This is a genomic window from Clostridium sp. CTA-6, from assembly GCF_054768115.1.
The window spans coordinates 68,495-90,806 of sequence record NZ_BAAAAU010000009.1 but is presented as its reverse complement, the minus strand read 5'-3'; the positions used below and the strand labels follow the sequence as shown (position 1 = coordinate 90,806).

The 22,312-nt window shown below is 26.2% G+C and carries 16 protein-coding genes, 1 tRNA gene and 1 pseudogene; 16 read left to right on the top strand and 2 right to left on the bottom strand.

Annotated elements, in window-relative coordinates:
* The first annotated feature begins 10 nt into the window (after nt 1-10).
* The 3 genes from ACYUDJ_RS14710 (at nt 11) to ACYUDJ_RS14700 (ending at nt 2,826) form a co-directional block, all read left to right on the top strand.
* A complete protein-coding gene (locus ACYUDJ_RS14710) occupies nt 11-1,285 on the top strand; it encodes an LCP family protein (RefSeq protein ID WP_043032245.1) in 1,275 nt (424 codons plus the stop codon).
* A 15-nt stretch (nt 1,286-1,300) separates the two neighbouring features.
* A complete protein-coding gene (locus tag ACYUDJ_RS14705) occupies nt 1,301-1,681 on the top strand; it encodes a RidA family protein (RefSeq protein WP_003483933.1) in 381 nt (126 codons plus the stop codon).
* Between the two features lie 245 nt (nt 1,682-1,926).
* Complete coding sequence (locus tag ACYUDJ_RS14700) at nt 1,927-2,826, top strand: RluA family pseudouridine synthase (protein WP_043032244.1); 900 nt, start codon at nt 1,927-1,929, stop codon at nt 2,824-2,826.
* Nucleotides 2,827-2,940: 114 nt separating this feature from the next.
* On the opposite strand, the gene ACYUDJ_RS14695 is transcribed toward ACYUDJ_RS14700, so the two are convergent.
* Nucleotides 2,941-4,197 carry a D-alanyl-D-alanine carboxypeptidase family protein gene (locus ACYUDJ_RS14695; protein WP_003483937.1) on the bottom strand — a complete coding sequence of 419 codons (1,257 nt, stop codon included), beginning with the start codon at nt 4,195-4,197 and terminating at the stop codon, nt 2,941-2,943.
* A 188-nt stretch (nt 4,198-4,385) separates the two neighbouring features.
* On the opposite strand from ACYUDJ_RS14695, the pseudogene ACYUDJ_RS14690 reads away from it, so the two are divergent.
* The 12 genes and pseudogenes from ACYUDJ_RS14690 to holA all read left to right on the top strand — a co-directional run.
* Nucleotides 4,386-4,586: pseudogene (locus ACYUDJ_RS14690) on the top strand (hypothetical protein); the annotation flags it as partial.
* 93 nt (nt 4,587-4,679) lie between these two features.
* The gene (locus ACYUDJ_RS14685; RefSeq protein WP_043032243.1) at nt 4,680-5,288 is read left to right on the top strand and encodes a helix-hairpin-helix domain-containing protein; all 609 of its coding nucleotides are present in this window, start codon (nt 4,680-4,682) and stop codon (nt 5,286-5,288) included.
* Nucleotides 5,289-5,394: 106 nt separating this feature from the next.
* Nucleotides 5,395-6,474, top strand: coding sequence for a selenide, water dikinase SelD (selD, locus tag ACYUDJ_RS14680; protein WP_093481300.1), 1,080 nt, complete (start codon nt 5,395-5,397; stop codon nt 6,472-6,474).
* A gap of 66 nt (nt 6,475-6,540) precedes the next feature.
* Nucleotides 6,541-7,929 carry an L-seryl-tRNA(Sec) selenium transferase gene (selA, locus tag ACYUDJ_RS14675; protein ID WP_043032242.1) on the top strand — a complete coding sequence of 463 codons (1,389 nt, stop codon included), beginning with the start codon at nt 6,541-6,543 and terminating at the stop codon, nt 7,927-7,929.
* 18 nt (nt 7,930-7,947) lie between these two features.
* Complete coding sequence (gene selB / locus ACYUDJ_RS14670; protein WP_042384390.1) at nt 7,948-9,855, top strand: selenocysteine-specific translation elongation factor; 1,908 nt, start codon at nt 7,948-7,950, stop codon at nt 9,853-9,855.
* 1,428 nt (nt 9,856-11,283) lie between these two features.
* Nucleotides 11,284-11,380 (top strand) — tRNA-Sec (locus ACYUDJ_RS14665).
* 536 nt (nt 11,381-11,916) lie between these two features.
* Nucleotides 11,917-13,185 (top strand): MBOAT family O-acyltransferase, encoded by a 1,269-nt coding sequence (locus ACYUDJ_RS14660; RefSeq protein WP_242867258.1) that lies wholly within the window; start codon nt 11,917-11,919, stop codon nt 13,183-13,185.
* 15 nt (nt 13,186-13,200) lie between these two features.
* The gene (locus ACYUDJ_RS14655) at nt 13,201-14,598 is read left to right on the top strand and encodes a hypothetical protein (RefSeq protein ID WP_003483950.1); all 1,398 of its coding nucleotides are present in this window, start codon (nt 13,201-13,203) and stop codon (nt 14,596-14,598) included.
* 302 nt (nt 14,599-14,900) lie between these two features.
* Nucleotides 14,901-17,495 (top strand): P-type ATPase, encoded by a 2,595-nt coding sequence (locus ACYUDJ_RS14650; protein WP_003483951.1) that lies wholly within the window; start codon nt 14,901-14,903, stop codon nt 17,493-17,495.
* Nucleotides 17,496-17,599: 104 nt separating this feature from the next.
* Nucleotides 17,600-17,830 carry a hypothetical protein gene (locus tag ACYUDJ_RS14645; protein ID WP_030036445.1) on the top strand — a complete coding sequence of 77 codons (231 nt, stop codon included), beginning with the start codon at nt 17,600-17,602 and terminating at the stop codon, nt 17,828-17,830.
* 11 nt (nt 17,831-17,841) lie between these two features.
* The gene (locus ACYUDJ_RS14640; RefSeq protein WP_003483953.1) at nt 17,842-19,629 is read left to right on the top strand and encodes a ComEC/Rec2 family competence protein; all 1,788 of its coding nucleotides are present in this window, start codon (nt 17,842-17,844) and stop codon (nt 19,627-19,629) included.
* 28 nt (nt 19,630-19,657) lie between these two features.
* Nucleotides 19,658-20,689 carry a DNA polymerase III subunit delta gene (gene holA, locus ACYUDJ_RS14635; protein WP_003483954.1) on the top strand — a complete coding sequence of 344 codons (1,032 nt, stop codon included), beginning with the start codon at nt 19,658-19,660 and terminating at the stop codon, nt 20,687-20,689.
* 34 nt (nt 20,690-20,723) lie between these two features.
* On the opposite strand, the gene rpsT is transcribed toward holA, so the two are convergent.
* Nucleotides 20,724-20,990 (bottom strand): 30S ribosomal protein S20, encoded by a 267-nt coding sequence (gene rpsT, locus ACYUDJ_RS14630; protein WP_003483955.1) that lies wholly within the window; start codon nt 20,988-20,990, stop codon nt 20,724-20,726.
* A gap of 209 nt (nt 20,991-21,199) precedes the next feature.
* Between rpsT and gpr the strand changes: the two genes are divergently transcribed.
* On the top strand, nt 21,200-22,174 hold the full coding sequence (gpr, locus tag ACYUDJ_RS14625; RefSeq protein WP_043032240.1) for a GPR endopeptidase: 975 nt from the start codon (nt 21,200-21,202) through the stop codon (nt 22,172-22,174).
* Nucleotides 22,175-22,312: the final 138 nt, after the last annotated feature.

The window sequence follows — 22,312 nt, the reverse complement described above, 5'->3', positions numbered from 1 at the left end:
GTGAAATGTTATGGGGAATGATATTAAAAAGAAAAAAAAGGCTAGTAAAAGAAAAAAAAGTAGAAGTTTAAAAATTATCATTATACTCTTTTCTTTTATTATACTATTAGGAATATTAGGTTATTTTTACCTTTTGGGATTTACTAATAATTCAAAATTAGGAGAGGGTAAAATAAATACTAAGAAAGCAGAAGCAGGAGAACCTGTAAATATACTTGTAATGGGTGTGGATATTGGAGATCCTGGTTCTAAAGAAGCATCAGACCCTAAAAGAACAGATACTATGCTTGTAGTTAATTATAATCCTAAAACTAAAAATATAAATATGGTTTCCGTGCCAAGGGATACTCGTGTAACTATGAATGGCAAAAAAATAAAAATAAATTCAGCTCATGCTATAAATGGAGTAAACGGTTCTATAGCAGCTGTAGAAAACCTTTTAGGCATAGAAATAAATAACTATGCTAAGATAGATTATGAAGGATTTAGAAAGGTTATAGATGCTATAGGCGGAGTAGAGATGGATATAACAAGAAATATGAATTATGATGATCCATCTCAAAATTTACACATACATTTTCAAAAGGGTACTACAGTGCATTTAGATGGAAAAAAGGCAGAAGAATTTTTTAGATGGAGAAAAAATAATAATGGCACAGGTTTTGCAGATGGAGATTTAGGTAGAATAGAAAATCAACATAAATTTATATCAAAGGTAGTGGAAAAAGTCAAAAGCCCAAGTATAATACCTAAAATTCCAAATATATTAAGCACTATACCAGATTATGTGGAAACAGACATGTCTCCAGAAGAAATAATTAAATACGGGTATGCTGTAACTAAAGGGGATAAATCTAGCATTAACATGATTACTCTTCAAGGTGAAGCTAAATATATAGGTAATGTTTCGTATTTTATATATGATAGAGAAAAAAATAGAGATATAGTATATACTTTAAAAGCAGGAGGAACATCACAAAAGGATAACAATACGGAGATAGATAAAAGTGAAATTAAAATTAAAGTATTAAATGGTACAAAAGTTAATGGTTTGGCTGCTGATTGCGAAAGAAAGTTAAAAGAAATGGGATATAGTAATATTGTTACAGGTAATGGAGAAAGAAGAGATTTCACAAAAGTTCGTCTAAAAAAAGATAGTTCTATATCTACAGGAGAAATAGAGAATTATTTAAATATTCCAAATATAGAGAAAAATATCCAATCAGATGAAAACTTTGATATAATAATATTATTAGGAAAAGATTTTGCTAATAATAGGAATTAAGAGGAGGATTATTTTATGGAAAAAGTAGTTATAAGTACAAAAAAAGCTCCAGCAGCATTAGGCGCATATTCACAGGCTATAAAAATAGGAGATTTATTATTTACTTCAGGACAAATTCCACTAGATCCAGCAACAGGAGAATTAATTTCTGATGATATTACAAAAGCAACAGAAAGATCTATGGAAAACTTAAAAGCTGTTTTAGAAGAAGCAGGAACTTCTTTTGAGAAGGTTGTAAAGACAGTTATCTTCTTAAAAGATATGAATGATTTTGCAGCAGTAAATGAAGTGTATGCAAAATATTTTAAAGAAAATCCACCTGCAAGATCTTGTGTGCAAGTTGGTAAATTACCAAAAGATGCTTTAGTAGAAATAGAATTAGTGGCTATGATATAGCATACATAAAATGAAGGGAGTTTTTCCCTTCATTTTTTTTATAGAGATTGATAAAATCTTTAATTAGCGAGTATGGCTACAGTGTTTTATAATTCGCTAATAAAAAGTTTACTTAAAAGAAAAATAGATGTTATAAATTATTAGTAAGAAAGATTTGCATTTATAGCAATGTATGATTTTCTTTTACTTTGATGTTATAATACTATAGTAAAATATTATTATAGGACTTAAAAGGAGAAAAATTAATGAATAATAAATTAATTTTTGTAGTTAAAGAAATAAATCACAATATTGATATAAAAGATTATTTAAAAGAAATAGAAAATTTATCAGGAAGATTTGTTAGGAAAGCTGTTAGGGATGGAAGAATTTTTGTGAATGGGGAAAAAGTAATAAAGAAGCACAAATTGTCACAGGATGATTTAATAGAAATTTATATGCAAGAAGATGAGCATCAAAATATAGAGCCAGAAGATATAAATATAGAAATAGTGTATGAAGATAGTGACATTATAGTTATAAACAAAAAACCTGGTATAGTAGTACATCCTACTAAAAGTCACCCTACAGGAACTTTATCTAATGGAATATTATATCATTTTAAGAAAAAGGGAGAAAGATCTATAGTAAGATTAGTTAATAGATTAGATAGAGATACATCTGGGTTAGTAATAGTAGCTAAAAATCAGTTTTCACATATGAGATTAGCTTCAGACATGAGTAAAGATAGTTTTAGGAAAATATATATAGCAGTAGTGCATGGAAGTATGAAAGAAAAAGAGGGAAGGATTAATTTACCTATATATAAAGAAGAAAATGAATCTATTAAAAGAATAGTAGATGAGAGAGGACAAGAAAGTATAACTACATATGAGGTTTTAGAAGAATTATCTAAAGGTAGTGTAGTTAAGTTAGAATTAGAAACGGGAAGGACTCATCAAATTAGAGTACATATGTCTCATTTAGGGCATCATCTTTATGGGGATTCCTTATATGGAATGGGAGAAGAAGAGAAAGAATACATAGAAAGGCAAGCCCTACACGCTTATAAATTAGAATTTCCACATCCTAGAACAGGAAATATTTTAAAATTACAATGTAGTTTACCAGAGGATATAAAAAAATTAATAGAAAAGATAAAATAAAAAAGCTATGTGAGAATAGCTTCTGCAAAAATTTTGAACAGTTACGATAAAAACATAAAAAATAAAAGCTATGAAATTAAGATGTTATTAAATCTATATTTCATAGCTTTTGTATTAAAAGTAGTATTTATTATTGTTTTTTTTGGACTTTGAATTTTTTTTTGTGATTTTAAATATCAAAAATATTATACAAAGGGATGCTAAGCATATTAAAATTATGTTTTTGGTATTTAAATGTTTAGTAATAACATTATTCTTGAATAAGTTAACCGATTCATGATCTACACCACTTTTTAAAGTTAAACTCCCTACACTATTAGAACCTCGACTTAAATTAGCACTTAAAACTACATCGCCTTTTTTAAATTTAAGATTTTTTAAATTCGTATTTTCTAATCTTAAATCAGGAGTTGTATTATCATCTTTGGGTTTTAAATAATAAAAGTCTTCTGAGGCATATAACGGAACTTTTAAGTTGTCATTTGTATAAGTAGTTACATAAGAGTCTTTAGAGTATAAAAGATTTAATGTAAAATTATTAAATCCGTAGTTAAATAGTTTTACTGCATCATCAAAAAAATTTTTTTCTTTATCATGAACAAGAGCTACTATAAGTCTATGATTATTTTTGTTAACACTAGCTACATAAGAATGATCTGATTGAACAGTATATCCTGTTTTCCCGCCTTCACAACCTTTATAATAAAAATTTGAATGTTTTTGTATTAGTCTATTTTCATTCCACAAAGGTCTCTTTTCTTTTGATTTGTTTGTAGGTGGAATATTGTAAGAAAGAGTTGTGGCTATTTTACTATATTCAGGTTGTTTAACTAGCTCATTCATAATAATAGCTAAATCTCTAGCAGAAGTTCTATGCTTATCATTATATAATCCACTAGGATTTACAAAATTAGTACTCGTACAGCCTAATTCTTTAGCTCGTTTATTCATATCTTTTGAGAAATTATCCAAAGATCCACTGAGATATTCAGCTAATGCTTCAGCACAATCGTTAGCTGAAGCTAGTAAAAGCCCATATAATAGATCTCTTACTTTAATTTTTTCGCCTTCCAATATGTATATTTTGCTTCCGTCTGCCAAAGGGGGCTTACGACCTATAGTGACGATGTCATCTAAGTTACCTCTTTCTAAAGTTAAAAGAGCAGTCATTATTTTTGTAGTGGAAGCTGGAGGATATGGTTTATCTGGATTTTTCGAATAAATTATTTTACCGGTTTTTGAATCCATTAATACAACACCATCAGCAGCTATTTTTAAGTTTTGTTTAGAATCCTTTGCTAGAGCTACATTGGGAAAAAATAAGGATAATAATAAAATGGAACATAATATTTTATAAAAAATGGGCTTCATTATATTAAGTAAACCTCCTGTTTCTACATAATAATAATTTTTATTATATCAAAAAAACCGTTAATATGCGAATTAAAATTATAAATATGTCAATAATTAGAATAATTAAAGGATTATATCCTATTTAGACACATTATAATATTTGACAAAGTGTAATATAAATAATCATATTATGGAGTAATAAGCATATGAAAGATAAGAAGAAGATAATAGGATCTATAGTAATAGTTTTCATTTTAGCAGTCAATTTCGTAAGTAATTTTAACAAAGGGAAGTTTCTAAAACTTTTATTACTTGTTTCATAGTTGTAAAATTTATATTTTACAGTAATAGGATATGTATTATCAAAACCAGAAAAAGCTAATATAAATGAAGAAGAAATATTTATATGAAATGTTAAAAGTACAGAAAAAGAAAATTTAAACATATATAATATTTTACAAAGTGTAATATAAATAATCATATTATGGAGTGATAAGCATATGAAAGATAAAAAGAAGATAATAGGATCTATAATAATAGTTTTTATTTTGGCAGTCTTTACAGTAATAGGATATGTACTGTCAAAACCAGAAAAAACTAATATAAATGAAGAAGAAATATTTGTAGAAAATGTTAAAAGTACAGAAAAGGAAAATTCAAAATCAGAAAAAGAGATAACTGTTTATGTAAATGGGGAAGTTAAGAATCCAGGTGTATATAAGCTCAATGAGAACAGCAGAGTAGAAGAACTTATAAAAATTTCAGGTGGATATACTAATAATGCAGATAAAGGTAAATTAAATTTAGCAAAAAAGCTTAAAGATGAGGATTATATTTATATAGAAAAAAAAGGAGAAAATAATGGAGGGGCAAATAATAGCACAGCACCAACTAATTCTGGAATTAGTGCAGAGGGAAAAGTAGATTTGAATACTGCATCTAAGGAAGAACTAAAAACCATATCAGGCATAGGAGATGTAACTGCGCAAAAGATACTAGATTATAGAGAAAAACAGGGAACTTTTAAAAATTTTGAAGATTTAAAAGCTATAGGAAGAATAGGAGATAAGACTATAGAAAAAATAAAAGAAAAAGCTGAAATAAGGTAGTATTCGTTATATTTCTTTTAAATTTTTACAAAATAATATATAATGAGTATTGAATAATTTATTATTTTTTAATGTAGTTGGGTTTTTAAAAAGAGAGGTGCTTAAAATGTCAAATAATATAAATATTAAAGAAGGGGAAGCTTGTTCTATAGAAAAAAAAGAGATAAGGCTTACAGAGCTTTCCAGAACATCAGGATGAGCGGCTAAGATAGCACCGGGAGTGCTCTCAAAAATACTTTCAAAATTGCCTAAAATGGAAAGTGAAAATTTAATAGTAGGAATAGAAACTGCAGATGATGCAGCCGTATATAAAATAAATGATGATACAGCTATAATACAAACATTAGATTTTTTTACACCTATAGTAGATGATCCATACATGTTTGGCCAAATAGCTGCAGCTAACTCTTTAAGTGATGTTTATGCTATGGGAGGTAAACCAGTAGTAGCGCTAAATATAGTTTGTTTTCCCTCCTGTTTACCTATAGAAGTTTTAGGGGAAATATTAAAAGGTGGAGCGGATAAAGTTATGGAAGCAGGAGCTGTAGTAATAGGAGGACATACTGTTGATGATAATGAGCCTAAATATGGTTTGTCAGTAACAGGTACTGTACATCCAGATAAAGTTTTAAAAAATTATGGATGTAGAGAAGGGGAAGTTTTAATTACTACAAAGCCTTTGGGAATAGGTATTATAAATACTGCAATAAAAGGAGATATAGCATCTAAAGAAGCAAGAGATGAAGCAGTGAAATCTATGAGCACTTTAAATAAATATGCAGGAGAAATAATAGCTAAATATAATGTAAGTGCTTGTACGGATATTACTGGTTTTGGTTTTCTAGGGCATGCGTATGAGATGGCTAGTGCATCAAATGTTACTTTAAAATTTAACCATGAGAAGATAGCATATATAAAGGAAGCAGAGGAATATGCTGAATTTGGATTAGTTCCAGCAGGAGCTTACGCTAATAGAGATCATATTGAAGGAAATTTTGAGTTTAAAGATGTTCCTGTATTTATGCAGGATATATTATTTGATCCTCAAACTTCGGGTGGACTATTGATTTCCTGTTCAAAAGAAGAGTCAGAAAAAATTATGGAAGAATTAAATAAATTAGAGTTAAAATCTTCTATTGTAGGAGAAGTTATAAAGAAACAAGATAAATATATTATAGTTGAATAAAATATTATACTATTTATAATGATAAGTACTGAATATATAATACGATTAAGAAATGGAGAATGGGGCATGGATAAAAAACAATTATTACGTAATCTACCCAAAATAGATGAACTTTTAAAAGAAGAGATTGTTAATAAGTATTTGCAAAGCAATTCTAGAGCCTTAGTAGTAGATAGTATTAGGCAATCCATAGATTACTATAGAAATGAAATTTTAAAAAGTGCCATAGAAAATTTTACTAAGGAAAATGTTATAAATTATTTCGAGGATATTTTAGAAGAGAATAAAAGTACTAAATTTAAAAAAGTTATTAATGCTACAGGTGTGGTAATACATACTAATTTAGGAAGATCCTTATTAGCTAAAGAGGCTATAGAAAATGTGGTAAAAGTGTCAGAAAACTATAGTAATTTAGAATACGATTTAAAAGAAGGAAAACGAGGGTCAAGATATAGTCATGTAGAAGAACTTATTAAGAAAGTTACAGGTGCTGAAGCTGCAATGGTAGTTAATAATAATGCAGCAGCAGTTATGTTAGCTTTAAATACTCTTTGTGAGGAAAAGGAAGCTATAGTATCAAGAGGTCAATTAGTAGAGATAGGAGGTTCCTTTAGGGTACCAGACGTAATGACGTTTAGTAGAGCTCATTTAGTTGAAGTGGGTACTACAAATAGAACTCATTTATATGATTATGAAAATAATATAAATGAAAATACAGGGGTTTTACTTAAAGTCCATACTTCAAATTTCAAGATAATGGGCTTTACAGAAGAGGTATCTTCAGAAGAAATGGTACAATTAGGTGAAAAATATAAGTTACCTGTAATGGAGGACATAGGTAGTGGTACCTTAGTTGATTTTTCTAAATATGGTTTTACTTATGAACCGACTGTTCAAAGCAGCCTTGAAAAAGGAGTAGATGTGGTAACCTTTAGTGGAGATAAAATGTTAGGAGGACCACAAGCAGGCATAATAGTAGGTAAAAAGAAATACATAGATAAAATGAAAAAGAATCAATTAACTAGAGCCTTAAGAATAGATAAAATGACTTTGGCAGCCTTAGAAGGAACCTTAAAATACTATATAGACGAAAAGGAAGCTATAGAAAATATTCCAACATTAAACATGATTTTAAGCTCTAAAGAAATCCATAAAAAGAGAGCTCAAAGATTAAAAAGAAGACTTCAAAATAATGTTAAAGATTTTAATTTTAAAGTATCAGAAGAGCTTTCTATGGTAGGTGGAGGTTCAATGCCAGGGGAAAAAATACCTACCTATGTAGTAAAAGTAAATAGCGATAAAATAACAGCAGAAAAGATAGAAGAAAAATTAAGATTAAGCAAAAATCCTATAATAGTTAGAGTAAGCAAAGATGAAGTAATATTAGACGTAAGAACTTTATTTGAGAGAGATTTTAATATAATAGTAGAAGAATTTAAAAAATTATTAAAATAATTGAAAATGGTGATGTTTATGAAGAACGTAATAATAGGAACAGCTGGGCATATAGATCATGGTAAAACCACTTTAATAAAAGCGTTAACAGGAAGAGAAACAGATACTCTTAGAGAAGAAAAAGATAGAGGTATATCTATTAATTTAGGTTTTACATTTTTTGATTTACCATCAGGGAAAAGGGCAGGAATTGTAGATGTACCTGGACATGAAAAATTTGTTAAGAACATGCTAGCCGGAGTAAGTGGTATAGATGTAGTTCTTATGGTTATTGCTGCAGATGAAGGTATTATGCCTCAAACTAAGGAGCACTTAGAAATATTGCAATTACTTAATGTTAATAAAGGTATAATTGTTCTTACAAAAACAGACATGGTGGATCCAGAGTGGTTAGACATGGTCAAAGAAGATTTAAGAGAAGAACTAAAGGATACTTTTTTAGAAAATGCAGATATATATCCAGTATCTTCAAAGACTAAAGAAGGAATAGGTGAATTAATAAAAGCTATAGATAACATGACAGAACATATAGAAACAAAGGATGTACAGGGGCACTTTAGATTACCTGTAGATAGGGTTTTTTCTATAACAGGCTTTGGAACTGTAGTAACAGGTACAGTAATTAGTGGTTCTATAAAAGAAGGACAAACTGTTCAGATTTACCCTTCAAAGGTTGTTACAAAGGTTAGAGGAATTCAAGTCCATGATGAACCAACTAAAATAGCAGAGGCAGGACAGAGATGTGCAATAAATTTATCTAATATAAAAAAGACCGAGGTAGATAGAGGAGATATAATATCTATAGAAAAGCTAATGGAACCATCCATGATGATAGATTGCAAGCTATATTATTTAAAAAGTGCATCAAAGCCACTAGAAAATAGACAAAGAGTTAGATTATATAATGGAACTAGTGAAATAATATGCAGAGTTGTTATATTAGACAAAGAGTGCTTAAATCCAGGGGAAGAAGGATATGTTCAATTAAGATTAGAAAAGCCTATAACTTGCCAGAGAAATGATAGATATGTTATAAGATCTTATTCTCCAATGGTAACTATAGCAGGAGGTTCCATAATAGATCCATTACCTAAGAAGGCAAAACGATTTAATGAAAAATATATAGAAGAATTAAAACTAAAAGAAAGTGGAGATACTTCTAATATAATAGAAAAAATTATAGAAAAATTAAGCTCTAAATTCCCAAATGAGGATGAAATATTAAAAGCATTAGGGAAAAATGAAGAAAACATATCAGATGAAATAGAAGAACTAATAAAGTTACAAAAGGTAGTATTTTTTAGTAATGGAGATAAAAGGGTATATACCCATATAAATTATATAGATAAAAAAGTAAAAGAAATGACATCTATATTAAAAGAGTTTCACGAAAAAAATCCTCTTAAATGGGGAGTATCTAAGGAAGAGCTAAGAATAAGGGTTTTAGGTAAGGATATAAAACAAAAGACATATGATAAACTTTTAGAACTTTTAGAGAATAAAGAACTAATAAAAATTCATGGGAAATATATTTCTGAGCACAATTTTAATGTGGAGTTTAACAAAGAACAAAAGTCTATTTATGATAGAATAATAGCTAAATATAAAAAAGGAAAATACAGTCCACCTAAATATGAAGAACTTATTTCCCGGGAACAAAATGCAATAGAATTTAAAAGAGTTTATGAAGCTATACTAGAAGAGGGAACTTTATTTAAAGTAAATGAAGACTGTATACTTTTAACATCAGATTATAATGAAGCCAAGGAAAAGGTGAAGAAATATATAGAGGATAATGGAAAAATAACAGTAGCCCAGTTTAGAGATACGATGGATACTAGTAGAAAGTATTCTTTAGCTATATTAGAACATTTTGACGGAATAAAATTTACAAAGAGAAATGGGGACGAAAGAGTCTTATATTAAGGAAGTTGTGACTTAAAAGTAAGTTTATCTACAGCCTATTAAAAAGGGATATGTGTCTAGAAAGATAACTCAATTCGCTAAGAGATTCTAATTTGTTTTTTCATAAAATATATTGGTAAAAACTGAAACTCGCTGAACGCTCAAACAATCAGTTTTTACCTAATATATTTTAAAAAAACAACTAAGAATCTCTAAGCTTTTTCGAATGTCTTTTACGCCACATATCCCTCTTTTTAATAGGCTGAAGATAGCATAACTTTTTAAAGATAATTTCCTATGGAACGGGATGTACCAAAGGAAGATTTTACTCCACTCTGTTATGTAAAATCCACAATTATATTCTTATTTTTAAGATTTTTATATCTTTATAAGTATATTAAAAATTTTTAGTTGTTTATATTCTTTTCATTAAGGATCTCAAAAAATTTTCGTTAGAAAATTGATGCATAGCATGTCAAAGGACTATATTTTTTATAATATTTATATAAATTAAATTTACACTCAAATCTATTTGCGTTAGCAAACAAATTTAATATGATAAAGGCAATAATCTCGTTAAGTTTTATTTTATATAAACTTAATGAGGTCGTTATATAAATATATTATTTTTAATTGGAATTCTTTAATGAAGAATATTTTTTAATCTTACACTATATGAAAAATCATCATAAATGCTTAACTAAAAGACTTCTGGCTACGCCGATTATTTTTGAGCAAGCAATGAAACTCTTGCTTAATTCTTCTCATCAGTAAGCAGCCATATCAAAATCAGAGATTTTGGATGCCTGATTAAAATTAAATACTAATTATTATAGAAAGTCTACGACTGTGTTATCGATTTTTCTGAAGTTATTTATATATTAAATTTAAAATGGATTTTATAATCTTTAAATTTAATAACTAACTTAGCATAAATATTATATTAAAGATTTTGTGTAGAAGAGTGGAACAAAATCATCCTTTTGTAGAGTTTTCTTTCAGTAGAAAATTATTATAACGGCCTTTAAAGGTATTAAAACAAAAGATACTTTTAGAGAAAATAGATATCTAGAGAAATAATCAGAATACTTTATTTGGCAACTAATATTTGAGTGTAAAGTAAATAGGACGTTTACTTAGCTCTAGCTCTACAGGACGTGGCATTAGAGCGTTAGCTTAAATATTAGGGCACAAACACAAATATTAGTATTATTTATTTTTATAGCTATCTATTGACTAAAAGTATTTCTTGTTTTAATTTTCAACCTCTAAAGGCTGTTAAGCCGTAGTTTACTTATATTTAGAAAGAAGAGCATTTTTATTTATATTTGATATTAGTAAAAAAACAACAAAAATATTGTATAATAAGTAGAAGTATGTGGAATTTTAATTATATATGTTGACTTTAACGAAAAGTTTATATATAATAGTATTCGGTCTTAAAAATATGGGAGTAGATAGGTGCTGGTGTGCCTGCCGGTCTTCAAAACCGAGTTGTCGTGCTAAGACCACGATGGGTGGGTTCGATTCCCACATATTCCCGCCAAAAAATGCTTTGAAGTAAGTATATCTTATTTCAAAGCATTTTTATTTTAAAAGAAATCAATATAGATCAATTTAGTGAGTATATAAAATTTAAATAATAGATTTCTTTATCTTAAAAGAGAACCTTAATAAATAAGGTTCTTTTTGCTATAAATATTTGCAGCAATTCATATGATTTGTTACTAAAATATGAATTGGGTATAAGCTAATAATACCAATAGTTATACAGTGTTTGGATTATTTTGTATTCATAAATATGGTCAAAATGAAATTTGTATAAACTTTATATTAAATATTTGCTTGAAATATAAAAAAAAAATTATAAATGCTATAATAACCAAGGGCAATTCATATTAAAAAGTTATATATTCTAGTACAAGGAGGAATAATATGGTATTTAGTTCTCAAATATTTATTTTTATATTTTTACCATTAACTTTAATTATTTACTATACATTAGGAAATATTCTTTCAAATAATATTTTAAAAAATTGTATTTCCCTCTTTGCAAGTCTAATATTTTATTCATGGGGAGGGATGAAATATTTACCAGTTCTTTGTAGTTCTATTTTTATAAATTATATTTTTGGATTAATTATAGACAAGCTTAAAGATAAAAAAAGATTTAAAAAATTTTTTTTGTTAATAGGTATAATTTTAAATTTAGTTTTACTTTTTTACTATAAATATTATGATTTTGCAATAGGAAATATTAATAGAATTTCCAATGCCACATTCCCATATAAGGAAATTGCATTACCTATAGGCATTTCGTTTTTTACATTTCAAGGTATGTCATACATAATTGATATATATAGAAAAGATGCAAGGGTTAATAAAAATATTTTTTCTGTTGCATTATATATATCATTTTTCCCTCAATTAATAGCGGGTCCTATAGTTAAATATAAGGATATAGATAATCAAATAAGAAAAAGAAAAGAAACTATGGAATATTTTAGTTATGGTATTGAAAGATTTGTTATAGGATTATCAAAAAAAGTAATTATTGCTGACACTGTAGCTGGGATAGCTGACACAATATTTTCACTTTCAAATGTAGGAATTGATCAGCCTACTGCATGGTTGGGAGCTATTTGCTATACTTTTCAAATATACTTTGATTTTTCAGGGTATTCAGATATGGCTATTGGGTTAGGGTATTTGTTTGGTTTTAAATTTATGGAAAACTTCAATTATCCATATATATCAAAATCTATAACCGAATTTTGGAGAAGATGGCATATATCTTTATCTACTTGGTTTAAAGAATATCTTTACATACCATTGGGAGGAAACAGAAAGGGTAATACATATTTAAATTTGTTTATTGTTTTTTTAGTTACAGGATTGTGGCATGGAGCTTCATGGAATTTTATTGCATGGGGAATATGGAATGGTGTATTTATAATTATTGAAAAAATTATAAATAAAAAAAGATGGTATATAAAAATCCCCTGTTTTATAAAAACAACAATTACTATGCTTATTGTTATATTAGGATGGGTGTTATTTAGAGCTAATGGCCTGATGGACGCAATAAATTATTTATCAATAATGTTCGGAATAAATAGAGCTACAACAGTTACATTCCAATTTAGTTACTTTGTTAATAAAAAAATAGTATTTTGGATGCTTATGTCAATTGTAGGATGCACTCCTGTAATCGGTAATACATTGAAATCACATCAAAACAAAAAAATATTTCAAATAGGAAAAACAATATTTATTGGAATTTTATTAATTATTACAATAATATTTATAGTTAATTCCACATATAGTCCATTTATTTACTTTCAATTTTAAAGGAGGTGTTAGTATATGAAAAAAATACATTTTTTTAGAATAATTTTATTTCTGTTTATAATTGCATTTCCTATATTTAGTATGAATTTAAAAAACAATCAAGTTTCAGATATAGATAATAGGAAACTTATTGAGCTTTCAGAAATATTTTCAGAAGGGAATATTATCCCCAATATAGAGAATTACATAGGAGACCGTATAGGATTTAGAACTCAAATGGTTAATATATATACTAAAGCTATGGATATATTATTTGATGAAATGATACATCCAAGTTATCAATATGGAAAAGATGGATATATTTTTGCAAAATTAAAAGAAAATGAAACAGATAGAGAGTTTCAAGAAGTTTATTCTAATTTTATATTAAATTTTCAAAATTACTGTATAGATAGAGAAATAAAATTTTTATATGCTACCGAACCTAGTAAAACAACAATATACTCAGAATTTTTACCACAGGGATATAATTATAACAATGGAAATCTAGAGTGTTTTTTAAGTCTTCTTAAAGATAAAAATGTTAATTATATATATACTGGAGAAGCTTTAATGGATGCTAAGAGTTCTAAACAAGTTTTTGATAAAAAATATGATGCCAATCATTGGAATGAAACTGGAGCTATTATTGGAATTTCATCTATATTAGACAGATTAAACGATTTAGACTCAAGAGTAGATAAGTTTGATATTAATAAATTTGGGCCTATAGAGTATACTAATACAACCCTTCCGGTTTCACATTTCGACATAAATGAAAAAACTACACACTATAATTTAAAAAAGAACAATTCTTTATCTATTACTGATTTCAGAAATGAGATTAAGCAATCTAAACAATTCACATATTTTGCTAATTATAAAAATCCTAATAATAAAGATGCTCCTAAGATACTTATTTTTGCTGGAAGTTATTTTCAAGGAAGAGATAAGTTTCTTACAGAAAATTTTTCAGAAGTAATTAGAATACATAATTATCATAATGTAATTGACTATGATTATTATATAAATGTTTTTAATCCAGATATAGTTTTATTTGAGTCTACAGAATATACTCATTCAGATTACTATTTCCCTGTAGAAGAAATGAAGAATACAACTTACAATAAGGAATTTAAATATTATTCTAATCTTCCAGAAAGTAAGTTTGCATATATAAAAGATAATACTTTTAAAAAATCAGATACTAATTTGATGAGTTTCTCTATTCCTATAGAAGGAGAAAAGTTATCTTATGCTTATGCTGATATTTCAAATAGGATACTAGATTGTAGAGTAAAGGAGATTAATGGAAAACAAGAAGTTGAATTTTCTATACCAACTTCAGAAATAGAAAATTTAAATAAATTTAGTTTATACTTAATTTCCGAAGATGAAAGTAGAATTGCAAAGCTCCCTTGTAATTTAAATTAATAAGTTTAGTTATGCAAAATAAAAATTGCAATTAGAAACAAATTTTATAAAACCTCCTATAATGCTATATAGGAGGTTTTATATATGTGGTAGATATATTTTGTATCTGATTTTATTTTATAGTAGTAACCAAAGTTATACTATAAGTATATAAAATATAAGAAGAAGCTATGGTAAAATAGTTAAATAGGATATAATTAAAGTATATAAGGAGTTAATTAATATTATATAAAGACTTAATTAATATATACGACAATAGAATTAGCAAAAGTATGTAGTTTGTAGCTTGGAGGTAGAGAACCTTGACCAATTTTTATAATTATACATGGGTAGATGTAGTGAAACACTTAAATAGTGATTCTTATTCAGGACTTTTAGAGAGCCAAATAGATTTACATAGAAAAAAATATGGTGTTAATGAATTTCATTTTGGTAAAAAGAGGAATATATTTTATCTTATACTAAAAGAAATAACACAATTATGGTTTATAAATATAATTTTATGTTCTATCTTATTCTTTATATCTAAGGAAATTATTTGTTTCTCTATATTAATTCTTATAGCTTTAATGAATTTAGTTTCTATAGTTTATATAGAATCAAAGGAGCTTAAAAATATAAATACTTTAGAAAAATTAAGTGTAACTGATTCTAGAGTGTTAAGGGGTAGTCTAAGTAAAAATATAAGTTCCACTGAATTGGTGGTAGGAGATATAGTTAGACTGAAACCAGGAGATATAGTGCCAGCAGATATAAGGATAATAGAAACTGAAAGGTTAAGAGTAAATGAGGCTGTAATTACTGGAGAAAACTATGCTGTAGAAAAATATTCTACTAAAGTAGAGGATAAGGAAATAACCACTTCAGAAATGAGAAACATATTATTTAAATCTTCAACTATAGTTTCTGGTGAAGCATTAGGAATAATAATAGCTGTAGGTGAAAATACGGAAGCTTTTAATATAATAAGTAAATCCTCAGAGGATGGGGAAGAAAAATTTTCTTTAAAAAATAAAATAACAAAGATAGCAAATAAGATATCCTTAATATTTTTAATATTAACTATTCTAGTATCTTCTATAAACTATGTAATGGGTAATGATTTACAGATTATAATAAGAAATAGTTCCATATTAATACTTTCATATATCCCAATTACACTTATTTTAATTATTATATTTAGTTCATTTATTATAATTAAAAAAATGAAAAAAGAAGGCATAGTTTTTAAAAATATATCTGTAATAGAGAAATTTGCTAAGGCATCTATAGTGTTTATAAATAAAACTGGAGCATTATCAGAAAAAACAATGTCAGTAAAAAAAATATATACTAATGGTAAATTTATTCCTTTAAACGAGGAAACCATAAAAATAGATAGAGAATTTAAAGAGGATCTAAATGTAACAAGGCTTTTACAAATAGGGATTTTATGTAATGATACAGATTTTAAAATAGGAGAAATAAAAAATATTAAAAGTGACTATGCAGAAATAGCTTTAACGGAGTTTGCCATGAGAAATGGTATAAATAAAAACTCTTTAGAAGAAGAAAATAATAGAGTATTTCAAATACCTTATGATACAGATAAAAGAATCATGACCACAATTAATAAAGTAGATGGAAATTACAGAGCAAATATAAAAGGGTCATTAGAAAGTATACTAAGTAAATGCACTCATATAATGAAAAATGGCATAGAAATGGAAATTAGTGAAGAAGATATAAATAATATAAAAATGGCTGATATGGAAATGTCCAAAGACAGTTTATCTGTTTTAGGACTTGCCTATAGAAGTTTTAATTATGAACCAAGTTCCAAAGAAAACGTAGAGAGTAACTTAGTTTTTGCAGGTATTATAGGCTTTGATAACCCTTTAAAAGATAATTGGGAAGAAGCTATAAATTTATCTAGATATCTTTGCGTATATCCTATAATAATTACAGAAGATAATAAACTTACAGCTTATTATACTGGAATAAAATTAGGTATATTAAGAAAAGTAAATCAAGTTATATCTGGTGTAGAAATGGATAATATGAAAGAAGAGGAAATTAAAGATAATATAGATAAAATAAAGATTTTTTCAAGAGTAAATTATAAACATAAAATAAAAATAGTTAATAATTACAAAGGTAAAGGTTATGTAACTGTTATGGAAGGCGCTAAGGTTAATGATTTACCATCGCTAAAATCAGCAGATGTAGGTATAACAGATTCCAGTAGTAGTTTACTTCAGAAATTTTCAGATATAGTATTAAAAGATTGGAGTTTGAAAAATTTACTAATGAGTATAGTGGATTGTAGAAAGATTTTGCAGGCTTCAAAAAATACTATAATGTATATAATAACAGTACTTTTATCTACATTTTTATTTTCTACAATAATTAATAATTTTTATTCTATTTCAGAATTAAAATTTTATATACTTTGGATTAATTCTATAACCATATTAATATCATCTTTAGCTCTTATGTTTCAGTATAAAGAAGAAGATTATTCTATAGACAATATAAAAGAAAAGCAAGATTTAATTAAACCAAATAAATGGAGAATAATTTTTACAGCTTTAATAATAGCAACTATTTCGTTTTTAAATTATAAGTTTTGTTATTCATACTCTAAAGAAACAGCTGGGATAAGTTCATTTTTTATATTAAATTTATTATCAAGCACTAGTATATATATATTTAGCAAAAAGATTGTATTTAAAAATAAAGTTTCTAATATGCTTGTAATTATAAATATATTTTTTCCTATAATTATAAGTGCTATATTGGATTATAGTATTTTATTTAAAATTTTTAATTTCCAATACTTAAAAATATTTTTAGGTATAATAGTTATATGGTTTATTACAATATTATTTAATAACTCAGGAAAAAAACTTTCATAACATATTAATAACAATAATAGAATTTAAATATATATTAACCACCAATATCAATGATTAAAGAATCTTAGGATGGTTAAAATAATAATATGGAGGTGAAATGTTTCATGAGTTATAATATTTTTGAAACAGTTGTAAAAGGAAGCAATACAGTATTTTTAGATATACCTTCAGAACAATATTTTTCATATTATGATAGATTAGATAAAAAGTCAGCAGATAACATAGTTAAAGACTATTTTATTAACAGAGGAAATAAAAAAGATGCTGAAGTTATGGATATAGAATATAATGAATACACAAAAAGTGTTCAAATATTAGCAAAACTTCAAAGTTAAGGAGATAGTTTATGGAAAGACCATTAAGTTATTATGCTATTTCGGTTTTTTTAGGATGTATTTCTACCTTGTTATTATTTAATAATATATTATTAGGTGCAGTGTTTACTGCATCTTTTTTAATAATTATTTTTATAAACGAGGATAGCAAAAATTTTATTATAATTTTATTATTTTTTATTTTGGCTATGTTTAGTTTTTATAGTTATTTCACTATAGATGTTCCAGATAATATTAAAGTTAGGATTGTAAAAAAAGAAAAATACTATTGTTTTGGAGAATATAAAGGAAGAAATATTTTTATAATAGGAAAGACTAAAGATTTAAAAGAAGGATTAAAAACTACAATAGAGGGTGAATTTACAAAAGATATTAGATATAGCGGTGGATCTGTAGGGAGTTTTAAAGTAAAAAAAGTAAAAGGAAAAGAAGAAGATATAATATATAATATATATAATTTTAAGTCTATAGCCTATAATAAATTTAAAGAACATTTAGGAGAAAATAAAACTGCAATGGTAATGTCTTTATGCTTTGGAGAAACTAAATATATATCTAATACTGATAAAGACATATTAAAGAAATTAGGGGTTATACATGCAGTTAGTGTATCTGGTTTTCATATGGTAATAATATATAAGCTCCTAGAGAAGGTATTAGGCCTTACCTTAGCTATACCAGTGTCTTTTTTATATGTAATATTAACAGGTATGAAAGCATCAGCTATAAGAGCTTTTATAATGATTATAATATTAAAGCTTTCTAAAAATTTTTTTAGAAAGTATGATAGTTTATCTTCTATAAGTTTAGCAGCTATAATAATACTATTAAATAAACCACATTACATATTGGATATAGGTTTTATGTTATCTTTTTTATCTACCTTAGGTATATTATTGTATAATAAAAAGATATCTAGGATTCTTTATAAATTGCCACAGAGAATTAATTCCTGTGTAAGTCTTACGTTAAGTTCTCAAATATATACTTTCCCCTTTATGTGTTTTACCATTAAAAGCTTTGGGTTAGGTTTTATAATAGGAAATTTAATATTAGTACCTCTTTATGCTCCTATAGTATTATTAGGAAATTTAGCAATGATTTTAATAAAAATACCTTTTTTATTTAAGATTATAAATAAAATTATATATATATTTTTGATGATGGTAGAAGGAGCTCACTATTTACTCTCTAATATAACTCCGGATTGTATTTATATAGGAGAATTTGAGGGGATATGTTTTGTGGTTATATATATGAGTTATGTATTATACAAGCATGGTTATAAAAATGTAGAATATATGCCATTAAGTTGTATAATGCTTTTGATTTTATTCAACTATACTTTTTTTCCAAGTATAGATTTTTATAGAGAAAAAGATTATAATATTACAGTTGTAAGATATAAGTTTGATACTATCATGCTTTGTGATTATGAAAGTAATGCAAGTAAAAACATATTAAAAATAAAACATCAGGTAAAACCAGATAAAGTAGTTACAAATATAAAAAATAATACAAAGATAAATTTAGATAAAAATTTAAAAATCTATATTTTAAGTGGTGAAAAAGAACCTAATTGTTATAATGAAAGGTCAATAGAAAATAAGGAAGAATATAGTAATGTAAATATTTTATTAAAAAATAAAAACAAAAATATAATTTTTACAGAAAAGCCTATTAGATTAAAAAGTCCTAAAAATAACTATGTTATAATAAATTTAAAAGAAAAAAATTATACAGATATTTTAAATAAAAGATATATAGTAGTTTTTAATAAAATTTTATGTTTAAAATAAAGGAAATGTTAAATAAGGAGTGAACATTTTGTTAGATATACTAGAGTTTGAACAAAATACAAAGAAATATATAAATAATAATTGTTATATTTTTTGTGGACATCATGAACAATTGATAAAAGAAAATATAAAAAAAATAATAGATAGTAACGTAAATAATGATTTTAAAGATTTAAATTATGTTCAATTTGATGGATCACAATTAGAAGAATTTGATACAGTGTTTAATGCCTGTGAAACATTGCCTTTTATGAGTGAGAAGAAAGTAGTTTTAATTTATAGATCAGATTTTTTAGATGATAACAAAGGTGATAATAAAACTAAAAAATTATATAAAGATATAGACAATTATATAAAAAATATTCCATCCCATTGTATTTTTATTATGTATTATATTATGACTAATAAAAGAGATAAGGTTAGTTACAGAATAAAAAAATTAGATAATAAAGCCTGTATAATTACTATTGATAAAATTAAAGGAGCAAACTTAGAAAAAAGAGTAGAAAAATTCTTTAATGATAGAGGGAAAAAAATAGCTAAAATACCGTTAAAGGCTTTTATACAAACTATCGAAAATGAAAATTTAAGTTACATAGAAAATGAAGTTGAAAAATTATGTACTTATGCAATGTATGAAGAAATAGAGAAAAAACATATAAAAGAAATGTATGAAAGTATCAAAGATGAAGATATCTTTGATTTAATAAATTTTATATCTGAAAAAAAACCAAGAAAGGCTATAGAAATTTTAAATGAGTTAATGTACAAAGGACAAAAAATAAATCATATACTAGTTATGATAGAAAAGCAATTTAGAAATTTATATTTTGTAAAGATAGGTATGGAAGAAGGCAAAACTAAAGAAGAGTTAGCAAAAGAGTTAAAAATTCATCCTTATGGATGTAGTGTATTAATGAGCCAAAGTAAAAAGTTTACTTTAAAACAAATAGAGAAGTCCATAGAATTAGTTATAGAGACAGATAAAAAAATAAAAACTACCTCTGTTAATACGCAAACAGAAGTAGAATTACTAATAATAAATTCTATATGTGCTTAAAATAAATAAACCCGTTAAATACGGGTTATTTATTTTAAGCGTTTAATGCATTTAATTTTGCAGCTAATCTAGATTTTGTTCTAGCAGCTTTGTTTTTGTGGATTATTCCTTTTGAAACAGACATATCTAAAGCTCTAGCAGCTGTTTTGTAAGCAACTTTTGCTTCTTCAACGTTTTTACCTTCAACAACAGTTAAGAAGTTCTTTATTGTTGTTTTTAATGAAGATTTTAACATCTTATTTCTAAGAGTTTTAGTTTCTATAACTTTTATTCTTTTCTTAGCTGATTTTATATTTGCCATTTTTTCACCCCCTCGTGTTTTTATAGGGTTTTAGCAGTTTTGGGGAAATCTGCGTATGTAATAATCATTAAGATTTAACAAATGATATTATAACATTAATTATCATACACTTCAAGAGGATTTTATTATAAAAGAATAATTATAAAGAATCAGTAAAAAATATATTTAGAAGAAATATATTTTTTAAAGAAATTTAGGAGGATGTAAATATGTTTAATATAAGAACAGATCTAGCAATAGAAGCTAAGGAGATATATGAACAGGAAAATAAAAGTAAAATCGATGGGGTTCAGGTATTTGAATATAAAGAGGAAGATGTAGATATAACAGAGGTTAAAATAATAAATAATAATGGAGAATTAGCTATGAAAAAACCAAAAGGTTCTTACATAACTTTAAATGTACCGGAGTTTGCCCATTATGATAGTGAAACTTTAGAAAAGGTTAGTGAAATTTTAGGAAAAGTTTTAAAAAAGATTGTAAAAATAGATAAAAGCATGACAGCTTTAGTAGTAGGGTTAGGTAATTGGAATGTTACTGCAGATGCTCTAGGCCCTAAAGTAGTGTCTAAAATAATGGTTACAAGACATCTAAAAGAATTAGTACCAAATCAGATAGATGAAAATGTAAGACCAGTTTGTGCTATATCACCAGGGGTTTTGGGGATTACTGGTTTAGAAACTAGTGAAGTTATAAAAGGGATAGTACAAAAAATAAAGCCTAATTTAGTAATATGCATAGATGCTTTAGCTTCAAGAAAAACAGATAGGGTTAATAATACAATACAAATAGGAACCACAGGAATTTCTCCAGGAGCAGGGGTTGGAAATAAAAGAATGGAGCTTAGTGAAAAAACTTTAGGAGTTCCAGTTATAGCCGTAGGGGTACCTACTGTAGTAGATGCAGCAACACTCGCAAATGATACTATTGATATGGTGCTAGAAGATATGATTAACAACTCTGAAAAGGGTGGAAAATTTTATGAAATGCTAAAGTCTGTAGATACAGAAGATAAACTAGGCATGATAAAAGAGGTTTTAGATCCTAGATTAGGTAATCTTATAGTTACTCCAAAAGAGGAAGATATGCTTATAGAATCATTATCTAAAATAATAGGAAATGGGATAAATATGGCTTTGCAACCAGCCTTTCAATTAGAAGAAATAAATAAGTATTTAAATTAAAGAATATAATAAACAAATAAATATTTTAAATAACTAAAAAGCTGAATGATTTAAATTGTTTTTAACTAAGAGGTTAAAAGCAAAATGATTCCAAAAATTATTTTATAAATATAGTAATAAAACAGTTTTTTCTCTCAT

What these genes read in the sequence shown, in the direction of transcription:
- ACYUDJ_RS14710 (WP_043032245.1), top strand. Translation starts at nt 11, where the DNA reads ATGGGGAATGATATTAAAAAGAAAAAAAAGGCTAGTAAAAGAAAAAAA.
- ACYUDJ_RS14705 (WP_003483933.1), top strand. Translation starts at nt 1,301, where the DNA reads ATGGAAAAAGTAGTTATAAGTACAAAAAAAGCTCCAGCAGCATTAGGC.
- ACYUDJ_RS14700 (WP_043032244.1), top strand. Translation starts at nt 1,927, where the DNA reads ATGAATAATAAATTAATTTTTGTAGTTAAAGAAATAAATCACAATATT.
- ACYUDJ_RS14695 (WP_003483937.1), bottom strand. Translation starts at nt 4,197, where the DNA reads ATGAAGCCCATTTTTTATAAAATATTATGTTCCATTTTATTATTATCC.
- ACYUDJ_RS14685 (WP_043032243.1), top strand. Translation starts at nt 4,680, where the DNA reads ATGAAAGATAAAAAGAAGATAATAGGATCTATAATAATAGTTTTTATT.
- selA (WP_043032242.1), top strand. Translation starts at nt 6,541, where the DNA reads ATGGATAAAAAACAATTATTACGTAATCTACCCAAAATAGATGAACTT.
- selB (WP_042384390.1), top strand. Translation starts at nt 7,948, where the DNA reads ATGAAGAACGTAATAATAGGAACAGCTGGGCATATAGATCATGGTAAA.
- ACYUDJ_RS14660 (WP_242867258.1), top strand. Translation starts at nt 11,917, where the DNA reads ATGAAATATTTACCAGTTCTTTGTAGTTCTATTTTTATAAATTATATT.
- ACYUDJ_RS14655 (WP_003483950.1), top strand. Translation starts at nt 13,201, where the DNA reads ATGAAAAAAATACATTTTTTTAGAATAATTTTATTTCTGTTTATAATT.
- ACYUDJ_RS14645 (WP_030036445.1), top strand. Translation starts at nt 17,600, where the DNA reads ATGAGTTATAATATTTTTGAAACAGTTGTAAAAGGAAGCAATACAGTA.
- ACYUDJ_RS14640 (WP_003483953.1), top strand. Translation starts at nt 17,842, where the DNA reads ATGGAAAGACCATTAAGTTATTATGCTATTTCGGTTTTTTTAGGATGT.
- rpsT (WP_003483955.1), bottom strand. Translation starts at nt 20,990, where the DNA reads ATGGCAAATATAAAATCAGCTAAGAAAAGAATAAAAGTTATAGAAACT.
- gpr (WP_043032240.1), top strand. Translation starts at nt 21,200, where the DNA reads ATGTTTAATATAAGAACAGATCTAGCAATAGAAGCTAAGGAGATATAT.